This window comes from Variovorax durovernensis (assembly GCF_977011995.1).
Genome location: NZ_CDRNCW010000001.1, coordinates 6,611,606 through 6,626,653 on the forward strand (window position 1 = coordinate 6,611,606; position 15,048 = coordinate 6,626,653).

General features: G+C 70.6%; 17 protein-coding genes. 10 read left to right on the plus strand and 7 right to left on the minus strand.

The window, feature by feature from the left end:
* Nucleotides 1–22: 22 nt before the first annotated feature.
* The gene (pdxR, locus tag ACWV14_RS31415; protein WP_454905798.1) at nucleotides 23–1,498 is read right to left on the minus strand and encodes a MocR-like pyridoxine biosynthesis transcription factor PdxR; all 1,476 of its coding nucleotides are present in this window, start codon (nucleotides 1,496–1,498) and stop codon (nucleotides 23–25) included.
* Nucleotides 1,499–1,582: 84 nt separating this feature from the next.
* Between pdxR and ACWV14_RS31420 the strand changes: the two genes are divergently transcribed.
* The 4 genes from ACWV14_RS31420 to dbpA all read left to right on the plus strand — a co-directional run bounded on the left by ACWV14_RS31420 (nucleotide 1,583) and on the right by dbpA (nucleotide 5,292).
* Complete coding sequence (locus ACWV14_RS31420; RefSeq protein WP_454905800.1) at nucleotides 1,583–2,818, plus strand: MFS transporter; 1,236 nt, start codon at nucleotides 1,583–1,585, stop codon at nucleotides 2,816–2,818.
* Between the two features lie 363 nt (nucleotides 2,819–3,181).
* Nucleotides 3,182–3,430, plus strand: a complete 249-nt coding sequence (locus ACWV14_RS31425; protein ID WP_454906144.1) for a hypothetical protein — start codon at nucleotides 3,182–3,184, stop codon at nucleotides 3,428–3,430.
* Nucleotides 3,431–3,488: 58 nt separating this feature from the next.
* Nucleotides 3,489–3,761, plus strand: coding sequence for a translation initiation factor IF-1 (gene infA / locus ACWV14_RS31430; RefSeq protein WP_422084369.1), 273 nt, complete (start codon nucleotides 3,489–3,491; stop codon nucleotides 3,759–3,761).
* Nucleotides 3,762–3,861: 100 nt separating this feature from the next.
* A complete protein-coding gene (gene dbpA, locus ACWV14_RS31435; protein ID WP_454905802.1) occupies nucleotides 3,862–5,292 on the plus strand; it encodes an ATP-dependent RNA helicase DbpA in 1,431 nt (476 codons plus the stop codon).
* Here dbpA and ACWV14_RS31440 read toward each other — a convergent pair.
* Nucleotides 5,267–6,721, minus strand: coding sequence for an MATE family efflux transporter (locus tag ACWV14_RS31440; RefSeq protein WP_454905804.1), 1,455 nt, complete (start codon nucleotides 6,719–6,721; stop codon nucleotides 5,267–5,269). The genes dbpA and ACWV14_RS31440 overlap by 26 nt on opposite strands.
* A gap of 59 nt (nucleotides 6,722–6,780) precedes the next feature.
* On the opposite strand from ACWV14_RS31440, the gene ACWV14_RS31445 reads away from it, so the two are divergent.
* The 4 genes from ACWV14_RS31445 (at nucleotide 6,781) to ACWV14_RS31460 (ending at nucleotide 9,654) form a co-directional block, all read left to right on the plus strand.
* A complete protein-coding gene (locus ACWV14_RS31445; RefSeq protein WP_164546861.1) occupies nucleotides 6,781–6,951 on the plus strand; it encodes a hypothetical protein in 171 nt (56 codons plus the stop codon).
* 93 nt (nucleotides 6,952–7,044) lie between these two features.
* Nucleotides 7,045–7,365: a hypothetical protein gene (locus ACWV14_RS31450; RefSeq protein ID WP_454905807.1), complete on the plus strand. Its 321-nt coding sequence runs from the start codon at nucleotides 7,045–7,047 to the stop codon at nucleotides 7,363–7,365.
* 21 nt (nucleotides 7,366–7,386) lie between these two features.
* Nucleotides 7,387–8,397 (plus strand): MerR family transcriptional regulator, encoded by a 1,011-nt coding sequence (locus ACWV14_RS31455; protein ID WP_454905808.1) that lies wholly within the window; start codon nucleotides 7,387–7,389, stop codon nucleotides 8,395–8,397.
* Between the two features lie 33 nt (nucleotides 8,398–8,430).
* A complete protein-coding gene (locus ACWV14_RS31460; RefSeq protein WP_454905810.1) occupies nucleotides 8,431–9,654 on the plus strand; it encodes an acyltransferase family protein in 1,224 nt (407 codons plus the stop codon).
* On the opposite strand, the gene ACWV14_RS31465 is transcribed toward ACWV14_RS31460, so the two are convergent.
* Nucleotides 9,591–10,478 carry a LysR substrate-binding domain-containing protein gene (locus ACWV14_RS31465; RefSeq protein WP_454905811.1) on the minus strand — a complete coding sequence of 296 codons (888 nt, stop codon included), beginning with the start codon at nucleotides 10,476–10,478 and terminating at the stop codon, nucleotides 9,591–9,593. The two genes, ACWV14_RS31460 and ACWV14_RS31465, sit on opposite strands and share 64 nt — an antisense overlap.
* A gap of 92 nt (nucleotides 10,479–10,570) precedes the next feature.
* Between ACWV14_RS31465 and ACWV14_RS31470 the strand changes: the two genes are divergently transcribed.
* Nucleotides 10,571–11,539 (plus strand): DMT family transporter, encoded by a 969-nt coding sequence (locus ACWV14_RS31470; protein WP_454905813.1) that lies wholly within the window; start codon nucleotides 10,571–10,573, stop codon nucleotides 11,537–11,539.
* On the plus strand, nucleotides 11,470–11,691 hold the full coding sequence (locus tag ACWV14_RS31475) for a tautomerase family protein (protein ID WP_167860949.1): 222 nt from the start codon (nucleotides 11,470–11,472) through the stop codon (nucleotides 11,689–11,691). The genes ACWV14_RS31470 and ACWV14_RS31475 overlap by 70 nt, the downstream gene beginning before the upstream one ends.
* 10 nt (nucleotides 11,692–11,701) lie before the next feature.
* Here the strand turns inward: ACWV14_RS31475 and ACWV14_RS31480 are convergent, their stop codons facing one another.
* Genes ACWV14_RS31480 through ACWV14_RS31495 form a run of 4 tightly spaced genes read right to left on the minus strand, consistent with a single transcriptional unit; the run spans nucleotide 11,702 to nucleotide 15,046 of the window.
* Nucleotides 11,702–12,400 carry a GntR family transcriptional regulator gene (locus ACWV14_RS31480; RefSeq protein WP_454905815.1) on the minus strand — a complete coding sequence of 233 codons (699 nt, stop codon included), beginning with the start codon at nucleotides 12,398–12,400 and terminating at the stop codon, nucleotides 11,702–11,704.
* Nucleotides 12,397–13,695: an FAD-dependent oxidoreductase gene (locus ACWV14_RS31485; protein ID WP_454905817.1), complete on the minus strand. Its 1,299-nt coding sequence runs from the start codon at nucleotides 13,693–13,695 to the stop codon at nucleotides 12,397–12,399. The genes ACWV14_RS31480 and ACWV14_RS31485 overlap by 4 nt, the downstream gene beginning before the upstream one ends.
* A complete protein-coding gene (locus tag ACWV14_RS31490; protein ID WP_454905819.1) occupies nucleotides 13,692–13,946 on the minus strand; it encodes a (2Fe-2S)-binding protein in 255 nt (84 codons plus the stop codon). Before ACWV14_RS31490 ends, ACWV14_RS31485 begins: the two co-directional genes overlap by 4 nt.
* Nucleotides 13,943–15,046 (minus strand): NAD(P)/FAD-dependent oxidoreductase, encoded by a 1,104-nt coding sequence (locus tag ACWV14_RS31495; RefSeq protein WP_454905821.1) that lies wholly within the window; start codon nucleotides 15,044–15,046, stop codon nucleotides 13,943–13,945. The genes ACWV14_RS31490 and ACWV14_RS31495 overlap by 4 nt, the downstream gene beginning before the upstream one ends.
* Nucleotides 15,047–15,048 lie beyond the last annotated feature (2 nt).

Sequence of the window (15,048 nt, forward strand, 5' to 3'; positions counted from 1 at the left end):
TCGAATACCTGCGCGGGCGGGCTCAGAGCAGTTGCACCAGGCGCCGGATGGCGCCGTCGATCTGCGCTTCGCCGATCAGCCCGTAGCCGAACGAAAGCCCGTTGGGCACGTCGGGCGCGTGCGGATCAAGCGCGAAGCGCGAGAGCGGCGGCAGCACGATGCCGGCTGCCGCGGCGCGCTCCACCACCACGTCGGCCCGCGTCGGGCTGCGCAGCCAGGCCGACAGGTGCAGCCCGGCGTTGGAAGGAATCGCCTCGAGCCGTCCCGCGCCATGCCGCGCCAGCGCGTCGAGCAGGGCGGTGCGCCGCGCGCCGTACAGCTTGCGCATCTTGCGGATGTGCCGCGCCAGGTGCCCCTCGGCAATGAAGGACGCGAGCGCTTCCTGCCCGAGCACCGGGCCGTGCCAGTCGGCCAGTTCGCGCGCCCGCACCAGCGCCGTGCGGGCCCACGGCGGCGCGACCACGAAACCCAGGCGCAGCGCGGGAAACAGGCTCTTGGAAAAGGTGCCGACGTAGAACACCGACTCGGCGCGGTCCAGCGTCTGCAATGCATCGAGCGGCCGGCCGGCGAAGCGGAATTCGCTGTCGTAGTCGTCCTCCACGATGACCGCATTGCGCGCCCGCGCGAAGGCCAGCAGGGCAGCGCGCCGCTGCGGCGACATCGCGACGCCGGTTGGGAACTGGTGCGACGGCGTCACGCAGACCACGCGCGCTTCGGGCGGAATGCGCTCGACGCACAGGCCCTCGGGGTCGGTCGGCACGGTGACCACTTTCGCGCCCGCGGCCAGCATCGCTTCGCGCAGCGAGGGATAGAACAGCTGCTCGACCGCGACCACGGTGCGTCCCGGCACGACCAGGATGCGCGCGAGCAGCCCGAAGGCCTGCTGCGCGCCGGCCGTCACCACGATGTCGCCGGCGGTGCAGCCCACCGCGCGCGTGAACGACACATGCCGCGCGATCGCCTCGCGCAGCGCCTCCTGGCCCTGCGGGTCGGCGTAGTCGGCGGTCTGCCGCGCGACGCGGCGCAGCGCTCGGTCGGACAGGCGGCGCCAGATGTCGAAGGGGAAGCCGCTCACGTCGGGCAGGCCGACTCGGAAGTCGTCGCGCGCGGCTTGCGGCTGGAGCGTCGGCGCGAGATCGGCGCCGGGCACGTGCAGCGGCACCAGCCGGGAATCGCGCCCGGCCGCGATCCCCTGGGCGGCCCGGGCAGCCCGGGCGGGCCGGCCGCGCCGCGAGGCCGGCAGGGTGTCGGCCACGTAGGTACCCGCGCCGGGACGCGCCAGCAGGTAGCCCTCGCTCAGCAGCAGGTCGTAGGCCGCGAGCACGGTGTTGCGCGACACGCCGAGCCGCTGCGCCAGCGCGCGCGTGGCCGGCAGGCGCGCGCCGGGCTGCAGCCGGCCGTCGAGGATGGCGCCGCGCAACTGCCGGTGTACTTCGCGCAGCAGTTCGCGAGAGCCGGCGCCCGGCAGGCGGATGGCGAGTTCGAAAAGTGGTTCCATGAACTTAGCCGATTGTGGTTCTTTCAAGGAGCCAATTGCAAACCTATTCTGAAGGCCTCGGAACACCTTTGAACGGAGCCTTCCATGCACACCAACCCCACTGCCGCGCCCTTGCCAGAGCGGTTGCCCATGAGCCTCGGCTGGCTCGCGCTGGGCGCTTTCGCCATCGGCACCGAAAGCTTCATGGTCGCCGGGCTGCTGCCGGTGCTGGCGGCCGATCTGCAGGTCAGCGCCGCACGGGCCGGGCAGCTGGTGCTGCTGTTCGCGCTGAGCTATGCCGTCGGCTCTCCGCTGATGGCGGCGCTGTTCGCGCGCTTCGGGCGGCGGCCGCTGCTGATTGCGAGCCTCGCGGCGTTCTCGGGCCTTGCACTGGCGGCGGCGATGGCGCACGGCTTCGCGCAACTGGCGCTGGCGCGCATCGCCCTGGGGCTGGCGGCCGGCGTGTTCCTGCCGACCGCGAGCGCCGTGGCGGCGGCGATGGTGTCGCCCGCGCTGCGCGGCCGGGCGCTGGCCATCGTGAGCGGCGGCGGCACCGTGGCGGTGGCGCTCGGCGTGCCGCTGGGCGCATGGATCGCGAGTTGGGGTGGCTGGCGCACGGCCTACCTGCTGATCGCGGCGGTGGCGGCGCTGGCCACCTGGGGCCTTGCCCTGGGATTGCCGCGCGCCCTGGCGCAAGCCCCCGCCGCCGCGAAGCAGGCGCCGGCCTTCGAGGCGGCGCGCGAACCCGGCGTGCTGCCGGCGCTGCTCGTCACCCTGCTGTGGGCCACCGGGGGCTTCAGCTTCTACACCTACATCGCGCTGTTCCTGTCGGGCACGCTGGGCTTCGGGGCCGACGGCGCAAGCGCGGTGTTCGGCGCCATCGGCGTGGCGGCGGCCCTTGGCACCGCGGCCGGCGGCTGGGCCACCGACCGCTTCGGCGCCGACCGCGTGGCGCAGGGTTTTGCGCTGATGCTGGTGCTGATTCTGGGCGGGCTGTCGTTCGCGGCGCAGATGCTGCCGCGCGGGCTGGCGCTGCCGCTGATCGTAGGGCTGTCGGCGCTGTGGGGCTTTGCCGGCTGGGGCTTCGGACCGGCGCAGGCGGTGCGGCTGATCAGGCTGGCGCCGGAGCGCGCGCCGATGACGCTGTCGCTCAATGCATCGGCGACGTACCTCGGCATCGCGGCAGGCTCGGCGCTGGGCGGCGCGGCCATCGAGCTGTTCGGCGTAAGTGCGGTGGGATGGGCGGGCGCGGCAATGCAGCTCGTGGGGCTGGCGCTGCTGCTTCTGGCGGCTCGCAGGGCACGGAGGGTCTGTTCCGCCCGGACATCGCTATGTTTTTAATAGCTCGCAACGCCTGATCAACGGCCCCTCGGGGCCTTTTTCATGGAGCCGTTGTAATTAAGACAAGCGGTCGTCATGCCCTGCGGGCTATAATGTCGGGTTCGTTTCGATACCACGACGAAGAATTTCGTCAATACCGCCGGCTGACCTGCACTGTCCTTGGATTCTTCAGGCCCCTCATTTCCAAGCCGGCTCATACAGTGTGTTGGAGCGCCAGACCGGGCGCCCATGATTGCCACCACTGCCTTCGTTCCTGTTGAAGCGAATAGCGCGTCCGCCGCGCCATTCTGGCCGGCCCACGCCCGTTTTCAATTATTTTTCAGGCTCTTCGCGCTTCGTATCCGCGCGCCGAGCCAAGGCTTCATGGACATCATTCAACACAGTATCGCGGTGGGCAAGTACCTTGTTTCGCCGCTCATCCGACACCAGGACGACGGCAATTTCGCCGCTTCCGTCTCCATCCGCTCCGGCCACGGCAGCGGCATGCACGACCGCGTGATGCGCTTCACGCCGCGTTTCGCCAGCCACGCCGCGGCGGTCCGCTATGCCGTCGACGAGGGCCTTGGCTGGGTGCGCGAACGCGCCCCCCTCGCACTCCCGTGCGCGGCCTGAAACAATTACGCCCGATTCCATCTCCAACACACATCGAACGATTCAGAGGTAATCACACATGCCCAAGGAAGAACTGATCGAAATGAACGGCGCGGTGACCGAAGTCCTGCCCGACTCGCGCTACCGCGTCACGCTCGACAACGGCCATCAGCTGATCGCCTACAGCGGCGGCAAGATGCGCAAGCACCACATCCGCATCCTGGCGGGTGACAAGGTGTCGCTCGAACTCTCGCCCTACGACCTGACCAAGGGCCGTATCACCTTCCGTCACCTGGAACGTCGCGGCCCGCCGCCGACCAACTCCGGCGGCAACAACTCACCCCGCCGCTGATCCGCGACTGACGAAAAGCCTTGCGGCGCCCCGCGAAGGGTGCCGGCAAGGCTTTTGTTTTTTGCGCTCCCCGGCTTTCCGGCTCCACGGCTGCTGAACGATGACCACACCCAATCCCACAGCCGGCGGCACCCCAGCCGACAACGGCTTTGCCACGCTGGCGCTCACGCCCCAGATGCTGGCCAACCTCACCCAGCTCGGCTACACGCAGATGACGCCGATCCAGGCGGCCGCGCTGCCGCCGGCACTGCTCGGCAAGGACCTGATCGCGCAAGCCAAGACCGGCAGCGGCAAGACCGCCGCCTTCGCGCTGGCGCTGCTCGCCAACCTCAACGCACGACGCTTCGCCATCCAGGCGATGGTGCTGTGCCCGACGCGCGAACTGGCCGACCAGGTCACGACCGAAATCCGCCGCCTGGCGCGCGCCGAGGAAAACATCAAGGTCGTCACGCTCTGCGGCGGTGTCGCGCTGCGCGGGCAGATTGCCAGCCTGGAGCACGGCGCCCACATCGTGGTGGGCACGCCGGGGCGCATCATGGACCACCTGGAACGCGGGAACCTCGACCTGTCGGCGCTCAACACGCTGGTGCTCGACGAAGCCGACCGCATGCTGGACATGGGCTTCTTCGACGACATCGTGACGGTGGCGCGGCAGTGCCCGAAGGAGCGCCAGACGCTGCTGTTCTCGGCCACGTACCCCGAAGGCATCGCCAAGCTCGCCCAGCAGTTCATGAAGAACCCCGAGCAGATCACGGTGCAGGCGCAGCATGAAGGCAGCAAGATCCGCCAGCGCTGGTACCAGGTCAAGGACAGCGAGCGGCTGCACGCCGTGAGCCTGCTGCTCGACCATTTCCGCCCCGTGAGCACGCTGGCCTTCTGCAACACCAAGCAGCAGTGCCGCGACCTCGTCGACGTGCTGCAGGCCCAGGGCTTCAGCGCGCTGGCGCTGTTCGGCGAGCTGGAGCAGCGCGAGCGCGACCAGGTGCTGGTGCAGTTCGCCAACCGCAGCTGCTCGGTGCTGGTGGCTACCGACGTGGCGGCGCGCGGGCTCGACATTTCGCACCTCGAGGCGGTGATCAACGTCGACGTGACGCCCGATTCCGAAATCCACATCCACCGCGTCGGCCGCACCGGCCGCGTGGGCCAGCAGGGCGGCTCGGAAGGCCTGGCACTGAACCTGGCCAGCATGAACGAGATGGGCAGCGTCGGAAAAATCGAGCTGCTGCAGGGCCGCGAATCGGAATGGCACGAGCTGTCCGAACTCACGCCGGCCAAGGGCACGCCGCTGCAGCCGCCAATGGCCACGCTGCAGATCGTGGGCGGGCGCAAGGAAAAGATCCGCGCCGGCGACGTGCTGGGCGCGCTCACCGGCGACTGCGGCTACACGAAGGAGCAGGTCGGCAAGATCAACGTCAACGAGTTCTCGACCTACGTGGCGGTGGACCGCGCCATCGCGGCCGAGGCAGCGCGCAAGCTGTCCGCCGGCCGCGTCAAGGGCAAGTCGGTCAAGGTGCGGCTGCTGGAGCAGTAACGCCCGCCTGCGGCGTGGCCAGCGCCGATGTAGGCGCTACCGGCGCGTCGAGCACCGGGGCCGGCGCCGCATCGGGCGCCTCCTGCCGCGCCAGCTTCGCGGCCAGCCGAAACGCCACCACCACCGCGAGCAGTCCGAAGATCGAGGAGCCCACGGCCTGCCCGATCAGCACACCGGCCGCGCCGTGGTGCGAGCCCCACCAGGCGAACGGAATCGTGCCCAGCGTGGCGCGCCCCCAGTTGAACGCGGTCGACAGCAGCGGATGCCCGAGGTTGTTGAACGACGCGTTCGCCACGAACAGCCCGCCCGCGAAGAAGAAGCTCGCGGCCAGCCAGCTGCAGAACAGCGAGATCAACTCCGCCGCCTGCCCCTCGGCCGAGAACGCGCGAATGAGCACGCCTTGCCCCAGCGCCAGCAGCAGCCACGCCACGGCCACCGACGCCACCATGAACAGCAGGCTGTCGCGCAGCCCTTCCTGCACCCGTCGGTACTGCCCGGCGCCCAGGTTCTGCGCCAGGATCGGCCCGACCGCGCCGCTGAGCGCATAGACCAGCCCGAAGGCCACCGGCGTCAGCCGGTCGATGGTGGCCGCGCCCGCCACCGCCGAGGGGCCGAACTGCGCCACCGCATGCGTGACGAAGGCCGCGCCCACGGGCGTGGCCAGGTTCGTCAGCACCGCCGGCCCGGCCACCGAGCCCAACGCGCGCGCATCGGCGCCGAGCCGCGAAGCCTGGAACGGACCGAGCATGCGGTGCTTCACCACCACGCCGTGCAGCCCGATTGCCGCCAGCACCGTGCGCGAGACCACCGCGCTGATCGCCGCGCCGTCGAGCCCCAGGCCCAGGCCGAAGATCAATATCGGGTCGAGCACCGCCGTCACGAAGGCGCCCGCCAGCGTGACCGTCATCGAGCGGCGCGCATCGCCCACCGAGCGCAGCAGCGCCGACGTCGCCATGCCGATGCCCAGCAGCGGCAGCGTGTGCACCGTCACCGAGAGATAGCGATGCGCGAGCCGCGCCGTCTCGCCCTGGGCGCCCAGCGCCTGCAGCGCGGGGTGCAGGAAGAAGGCGGTGCCCGAGCCCGCCAGCACCGAAAGCGCCACCATCAGCACGAGGCTCGAGGTGCCGATGCGGCGCGCGTCTTCCATGCGCCCCGCGCCCACCGTGCGCGACACCACCGCCGCGATGCCGATGGTCAGGCCGATGCAAAGCGACGCATGGAAGAAGCCCACCACGCCCGCGAAACCGACCGCCGCCGCAGTCTCTTTTTCGCCGAGCAGCGAGATGTAGAACAGGTTGATCAGGTCGACCGCGAACACCGCGATCAACCCGATGGCGCCCGTGCCCGCCATGACGCAGACATGGCGCATCAGCGAGCCCGAAACGAAGCGCGGACGCCCGGCGCCGGCGGTTGTTTCGGTTATTGGCATATGAAATCCTCGATGTGGCCTAATTGCGGGTTCGAACATTACTTTTACCCGAGCTTTTCATGCCCAAGACATTCCGTACCGAAGCCGAACGCGTTGCCACCCCGAAGCCGACGCCGCTGCCCGGCTACACCGTGCCTCGCTCCGGTGGCGGCCAGAAGGTCAGCCTCGAGCGCGGCACCGCAACGCGCAGCAAGAAGAACCCTGGCAAGCGCGCCAAGAAGGGCGGCTGATCCAGCCTTCGCCGGCTCCACGAAGCCACGACGACGAACGCGCCCCCGGGCGCGTTTTGTCGTTGGGACGACGGCCTTCCTGAGCAATTCGCGATGTCCGACGACAACCAGATCTACATCCCGCCCTCGTTCTTCGCGGTCTACAGCGACGCGCGCCAGCGCCTGAGCGAGCCGATCGGCGTGGTGCGCGCGCGCTACGAGATCTGCGAAGACCTGGCGAACCATCTCGTGGGCCACGCGCAGATCCAGCACCACACCGAAGTACCGGTCGAGAGCGAGATCCTGCGGCGCATCCACGCAGGTCTGGCGACGCCCGAGGCGGGCGTGTCGACAGCGGAAGCCACCTGGATCGTCCAGCGGCTGGCCGAACTGCTGGGCTGGCAAGGCCCGGAACCGGCGCCCGACGCCGACTGAGCCCCCGCAGGAGCGACTCCCGTGCTGCTCAAGGTCGGAGAACTCGCCAGGCACACCGGCCTCACGGTGCGCACGCTGCACCACTACGACGCCATCGGTCTGCTGGCGCCTTCGGCGCGCTCCGAAGCCGGCTACCGGCTCTACAACGCGGCCGACATCGCCCGCCTGCACGCCATCCAGGCGTTGCGGCTGCTGGGCCTGCCGCTGGCCGAGATCGGTGCGGTGCTGGGCGCGGAAAACGATGCGCTGCCCGACATCCTCCGGCGCCAGATGGCGTCGCTCGACCAGCAGATCGCCCAAGCCACCTCCCTGCGGGAACGCCTCGGCCTGCTCGAACAGCGCCTGGCCGAGGGCACCCAGCCCGACATGAAGGACTGGCTCGCCACGCTGGAGCAGATGACCACCTACGGCCGCTACTTCAGCCCGGCCGAGATCAGGTCGCTCATGGCCAACTGGAAGACCGTGGCCGACCAGTGGCCGCCGCTGGTGGCCGAGGTGGCGGCGCTGATGGCGCGCGGCGTGCCGGCCGACGCGCCCGAGGTGCAGCCGCTGGCCGCACGCTGGATGACGCTGCTGGGCCAGTGGATGGACGGCAACTACGACCTCGTCACGCGCTGGGGCGAGATGTACCGCCGCGAGCCCGTGGCGCGCCGCGACGACGGCCCACCCCTCGAGCTGATCGAATACATCGGCGCGGCCATCGGCGTTCGCATGGCCGCGTTGCTGCGCCACCTGGGCACCGACGACCTCGCGCGGCTGGGCCCGCCGCCCGAAGACGAATGGCGGCGACTGGCGGCCGAGCTGGCCGCGCTGCAGGCCCGCGGCGTTCCGCCCGAGGACGCGGCCGTGCAAGCCATCGCACGCGAATGGGCGCGCCTCTTCGACGCCTTCACCGACCACGACCCCGGCATCGCCGCCCGGCTGAGGCAGGCGATGGCCGCGGAGCCGGTGCTGCAGGCCGCCGCGGTCGCCACGCCCGCGGTGCGCGACTACCTTTTGCGCGCCGTCGCCGTTCGCACTCCCGCCCCTTGACCCTGACGTTGCGTGAGGCCCGAGAGTGGCCTCATGAACAACGCACACACACCACCATCGTCCCAGCGGCTCCACGCGCTCGACAACCTCCGCGCCCTCATGATGTGGCTCGGCATCGTGCTGCACGTGGCGATCAACCATCTCACCGTCGACTCGCCGCTGCCGTGGCGCGACCCGAGGACATCGCCGGTGGCCGACCTGCTGCTGCTCTTCATCCACAGCTTTCGCATGCCGGTGTTCTTCGTGCTGGCCGGCTTCTTCGTGGCGCTGCTGGTCGAGCGGCGCGGGGCCGACGGCATGCTGAAGAACCGCGGCCTGCGGCTCGCGCTGCCCTTCGCGATCTTCTGGCCGCCGCTGTTCGCGGCGACCACGGTCCTGGCGATGGTCTACATCCACCTGACGGTGCGCGGCGTGCCGGGCATCGACGTTGCGCTCGCTCCAGCGCGGCAAGCCAGCGGCTCGCCCTTCAACACCATGCACCTGTGGTTCCTGTACCAGCTGTTCTGGCTCAGCGCGCTGGCATGGGCCGGTGTGCGGCTGCGGCGCTTCGTGCCGGCGCGGCTGCGCGAGGCGCTGGCCCGCGGCTTCACGGAACTGGTGGCGCGGCACTGGGGCTTCGCGGTGCTGGCGCTGCCGCTGGCGTTCGTCGGCATGTTCTATCCGTCGGGCATGGTCACGGAAAGCGGCTCGTTCCTGCCGCCGCTGGCCGAATGGGCGCAGAGCGGCCTGTTCTTCGTGGTCGGCTGGTACATATATGGCCGGCAGGAACGGTTGCTCGCGCTCTTCGCGGCGCGCTGCAAGGGCCATGCGGCGGCCGGGCTCGTCTTCTTTGTGGCCACGGTGGTCTTGCTGGGCGCCTCGCGCGCGGGCGGCGGGCACCGCCTGCCGCATCCGGAGTTCTGGATCGCCTTCGCCTACAACACGACCGCCTGGCTCTGGAGCCTTGCGCTGATCGGCGGCTTCGTGCGCTACCTGCCGCGCCAGAACGCGGTGCTGGCCTATCTGTCGCAGAGCTCTTACTGGGTGTATCTGGTGCACATGCTGGGCACCGTGGGCTTCGGCATCCTGCTGTTCAACGCACCGCTGGGCGCGGTCGCGAAGATGGGGCTGAACATCGCGGCCACTTCGCTGGTCGCGCTCGCGAGCTACCAGCTGCTGGTGCGCCGCACGCCCATCGGCAGGCTGCTGAACGGTCAGCGGCCTGAAAACCGCTCGGCCAGGAAGTCGACGAAAGCGCGCGTCTTCGCCGCCAGGTGACGCGAGGGATAGACGGCGTACACCGGCGTTTTGTCGGCCTCCCAGTCTTCGAGCACCGCCTGCAGGCGGCCCGAGGCAAGCTCGTTCTCGACGTAGATGCGCGGGATCAGGCTCAGGCCGAAGCCCGCGAGCAGCGCGTCGCGCACGGCGATGCTGGAGCTGACCTTGTAGCGCCCGTCGACGGGCACCGCCACGCTGCGGCCGGCGCGGTTGAAGGTCCATCTGTTCGCATGGCCGGAGAGCGTGAACTGCACGCACTCGTGGGCCTTCAGGTCTTCGGGCTGCGCGGGGCGGCCGAACGCGGCGAAGTAGCCGGGGGCGCCGCACAGCACGTGGTCCATGGTCATGAGGCGGCGCGCGACGAGGCTGGAGTCCTCGAGCCGGTCGCTGCCGCGGATGGCCAGGTCGTAGCCCTCGCCGATGATGTCCGAGCGGCTGTCCTGCAGGTTCAGCTCGAGCCGCAGGTTGGGGTAGCGGGCCATGAACTCGGGAATGGCGGGCGACAGCGAGGTGAGCGCGAAGGTCAGCGGCGCGCTCACGCGCAGCACGCCGCCGGGGCTGCTGCCCATGGGCGCGAGGGCGGCGTCGGCCTCCGAAAGCTCGTCGAGGATGCGCGACAGGCGCTCGTGGTACGCGGCGCCGGCTTCGGTGAGGCTCATCTGCCGCGTGGTGCGGTTGATGAGCCGCACCTTCAGGTGCGCCTCCAGCTGCGCGATGTTCTTGCTGACGGCCGCCGCCGACAGCCCCAGTTGCCGCGCGGCACCGGCAAAGCTGCCCGTGGCGGCTGTGGTGCGAAAAACCTTGAGGGCCGTGAGATGGTCCATGCTGGAATCGATGCGAATTGACGACTGATGGTAAAGAATCAATTCATTATTCGAACATTCACAACCGGCGGTCAATTCCATAGATTCGACCCATGACAAGCCGCACCACCGACGTCCTCCTCACCGCGTCAGCGCCCGCGATCTGGGGCAGCACCTACATCGTCACGACCGAGCTGCTGCCGCCCGGCTACCCGCTGACGGTGGCGCTGCTGCGCGCGCTGCCGGCCGGCCTGCTGTTGCTGCTGATCGTGCGCAAACTGCCCGAGCGCGCGTGGTGGGGCCGCATCTTCGTGCTCGGCGCGCTGAATTTCTCGATGCTGTGGGCGATGCTGTTCCTGGCGGCGTACCGGCTGCCGGGCGGCGTGGCGGCCACCATCACCTCGGTGCAGCCGCTGCTCGTGGTGTTCCTGGCCAGCGTGTTCCTGGGATCGCCGGTGCGCGCGCTGTCGGTGGCGGCGGCGGTGGTGGGCATCGGCGGGGTCGCGCTGCTGGTGCTCACGCCGAACGCGGCGCTCGACGCCATCGGCATTGCCGCAGCCGTTGCCGCCGCGGTGTCGATGGCCTTCGGCACGGTGCTGAGCCGGCGCTGGCAGCCGCCCGTCTCGGCCCTGACCTTCACGGCGTGGCAGCTCACGGCGGGCGGCCTGCTGCTGTTGCCGGTGGCGCTGCTGCTGGAGCCGCCGCTGCCAGCGCTCACGCTGCACAACTGGATCGGCTTCGGCTGGCTCGGCCTGGTGGGTGCCGCGCTGACCTACATCGTGTGGTTCCGTGGCGTGGCCCGGCTGGAGCCCTCGGCGATCGCGCCGCTGGCCTTCCTGAGTCCGGTGACGGCCGTGATCCTGGGCTGGGCGCTGCTGGGGCAGAGCCTCTCTGCATGGCAGGTGCTGGGCATCGGCATCGTGATCGCGAGCATCTGGCTCAGCCAGCGTGCGCAGCGCGGCGGGCAGCCTTGGCAGAATCGCGCAGCCACGCCCCCTGGAGGAATCCGCTCATGCCCCTCGTCACCATCCGCCTCGCTCGCCGCGAGCAACCCGCCACCCGCGAGCAGAAGGCCGCGCTGATCGCCGGCACCACCAGGCTGCTGCAGGAAGTGCTGGGCAAGCGGCCCGAAGACGTGACGGTGCTGATCGACGAGATCGACCCCGACAACTGGGGCCAGGGCGGCGAGAGCGCGACGGTGCTGCGGCAGCGGCGGCGCGCAGCGGGCGGCTGACCGGCCGGGCCTACTTGTCGATGATCTTGCGCGCGAAGACTTCGAGGTAGTCCATCAGCCGGTCGGCGCCGGCAATGGCGGCGGCCTCGTCGCCGGTGGCGATGCCCTGCGCCAGTTCGAGGTGCGCGTTGGCGCCTTCGACGATCTCGCCCTCGTGCTGGTAGGCGTACCAGAAGCGCCGGCACTGCACGATCAGCGGCACCACGGCCTTCACCGCCGAATCGTTGTGGCTCGCCTGGTGGTTGACGAGGTCGAGCGCGCGGTCGGCCTTCATGTAGTCGTTGAGGTCGCCGCGGCCCGCGGCCTCGACCATCATCTCGGCGCAATGCACGATGGCCGTGCGCTGTTGCGCGGTAGCGCGCCGCGCGGAGCACGCGGCAATCAGCCGTTCGAGCACGCGCCGCGTGAGGATCACGTCGAGGTGGTCGGCCAGGTCGATGGTCGACACCAGCAGGCCGCGGCGCGGCTGCTGCACGATGAGGCCGATCGACACCATGCGCATCAGCGCCTCGCGTACCGGCGTGCGGCCGAGCCCCGTGCGTTCGGCCAGGTCGGCTTCGGCGATCTGGCTGCCCGGTTCGAGCTGCACGGTGGACAGCAGCGTTTCGATGGCGTCGTAGGCGAGGTCGGCGGCGCGGCGCTTGGGCGGGGGACGGGGATCGGTCTTCGGGACGGCCATGGTGTTCTTCTGCGGATGCTGCGGCGTCATTGTCGGGCGTCCACGGGGTCTGCCGTGTCCAGCAGGCCGGCCAGCGTCGCGATGCGGACCGGCGACAGCGGCGGCCGAGGCGCCGGCGGCGTCCAGCCGAAGAGGAACTGCGCCGCATCGCCACAGACTCGCCCCTGGCAGGCGCCCATGCCGCAGCGGCGGTGCAGCTTGGCGTCGGTCCAGCCGGTGCAGCCGTCCAGTGCGGAGAACGGAACGTCTTCGCAGCGGCAGACGAGGGTGTCGGCCTGCGGCATGCGCCTGATGTCGTCGGCCAGCGCGAAAGTCCGGTGCAGCTGCGCCGCGAAGGCGTTCCAGCGGGCGCGCTCGCCTTCGAGCGCTTTCGCCGCGCGCTCGTTGCCCACGGCGGCGTGGCCGGCGATGGCGCCTTGCACCAGCGCGCGCTCGCTGCCGCCGAAGCCGGTGCATTCACCGGCAGCGTAGATCCAGGGGACGCTGGTGGCCTGCCTTGCATTGACCGACAGGGCCTGCGCGCCGCCGCCGGCGGGCCTGCGCGCGCAGCCGAGCAGCTGCCCAAGCTGCGTGCTGGGCGTGAGGCCGAAGCCGCAGGCCACGCGGTCGCAGGCGATGTCGACCTCCTTGCCGCCTTGCAGCAGCCGCACCGACTCGACCTGCGTCGCGCCATGCACGGAGACGATGCGCGACGAGGTGCGGTAGGCGGCATCGGCCAACGTCACGGCCTGCGCGGCCTTGCCCGGCCAGCGCGCCAGGCTGGCACCGAAGCGTGCGACCGATGCGAACGACGCCTGCTCGGCGATGCGCAGCACCTTCGCGCCTGCCGCGCGCGCCGTCGCGGCGGCAGCGAGCAGCAGCGGCCCGCTGCCGGCGATGACGATGCGCTCGCCCTCGACCGGCATGCCCGCCTTGACGAGCGCCTGCAGGCCGCCCGCGCCCGTCACGCCGGGCAGCGTCCAGCCGGGGAAGGGCAGCAGCAGTTCGCGCGCGCCGGTGCAGAGGATGAGCTTGCGCCAGGCCATGCGCGTCGCGCCGCCGGCGTCTTCGAGCAGCAGTTCGTCGGGTGCGGCAACGGCGACGATGCGCGTACCGCTGCGCACGCGGATGTTCGCGTGCGCGGCGAGCGCGTCGCGCCATTTGCGCGCCGCCGGTGGCAGGGCGGCGCCGGGGCCGTCGCGCCAGATCTGTCCGCCGGGCGCGGGGTTGTCGTCGATCACGACGATGGATGCGCCGCTCGGCGCTGCAGCGACGGCAGCCGCCATGCCGGCCGGTCCGGCGCCGACGACCAGCACGTCGCAGCTGTCCATTGCGATGCCGCTCATTCCGTCGTCTCCACGCGCATGCCCTCGGCGCACACCGTCTGGCAGGCAAGCCTGCGGCGGCCGTCGACCAGCACGCGGCATTCCTGGCACACGCCCATGCCGCAGAACGGCGCGCGCGGCTGCCCCGAGACCGATGTGCGCGCGGCGCCCATGCCGCCGCCATCTGCCACGCGCAATGCGGCGGCCACCGAGCTGCCCGTTTTCACGCGCACCAGGTGGCCGTCGATGTGCAGCAGGGTGTGGCCGCTCATGCCAAGCCTCGCAGGCCGCGCGGCGCGTAGGGCGCCGGGTCGAAATCGGGCTTGGCGCCGGTCATCAGCGCGGCGAGCAGGTGCGCGCTGCCCGGCGCGGTCGTCACGCCAAGGCCTTCATGGCCGACCGCGAGCCAGAGCTTTTCGCGCCACGGATGCCTGCCCAGCAGCGGCAGGCCGTTGGGCGAGGCGGCGCGCATGCCGGTCCATGAGCGCACGGCGTTGAGGTTCGCAAGCCCCGGCAGGTAGTCGAGCGTGCGCTGGAGCATGCGCGCCAGCATCGGCGCCTCGACCGCCGGGTCGGTGGTGTCGAACTGGCGCGACGAGCCGACCAGCAGCTGCCCGGTGGGGCGCGGCTGCACGTTGAAAGCGACCGACTCGCCGTCGCTGTGGTGCGCGCTGGTCACGTAGCCGAGTTCGACGAGCTGGTGATGCACGGTGCCCGGGTAGCGGTCGGTGATCAGCAGGTGACCTTTCTTCGGGCGGATCGGAAGTTCGGGGCACAGCGTCGTGGCCTGGATGCCGTTGGCGAGCACGATCTGCGGCGCGCGGCGACTGCTGCCATCGGCCAGCCGCAGCGTGCCGTCGTCCTGGATGGCGGCGACCTTTGCATGCTCGACACGCACAGAATCCGCTGCTTGCAAGAGCAGCCAGCGCGCCGCGTTGGGCGCATAGAGGATGCCGTCGCCCGGCACTTCGAGCGCGCCGGCCAGACCCTTGCGCAAGGCGGGCTCCGCGCTCGCCAGTTCGCTCGCCGTCAGCAGGCGGCTGTCGATGCCGTGTGCATGCAGACGCTGCCGCTTGTGTTCGGCCTCCGCCATCTCTTCGTCGTTGGCCGCGATCCAGAGCGTGCCACAGGGGCTGTACGCGCAGTCTTCGCTCATGCGCGGCGCCAGCGCGCGCCATTGCGCGACCGAACGGCGGCTCAGTTCCAGCTCGGCCGCGTTGTCGTCCATCACCACGAGGTGGCCCATGCCCGCGCCGGTGGCGCCGCCGATGCGCGCATCGAGCACCAGCACTTTCAGCCCGGCCTGCGCGAGCGCATGCGCGCACGCCGCGCCGACGATGCCGGCGCCGATGACGATGACGTCCGCGTCCATGC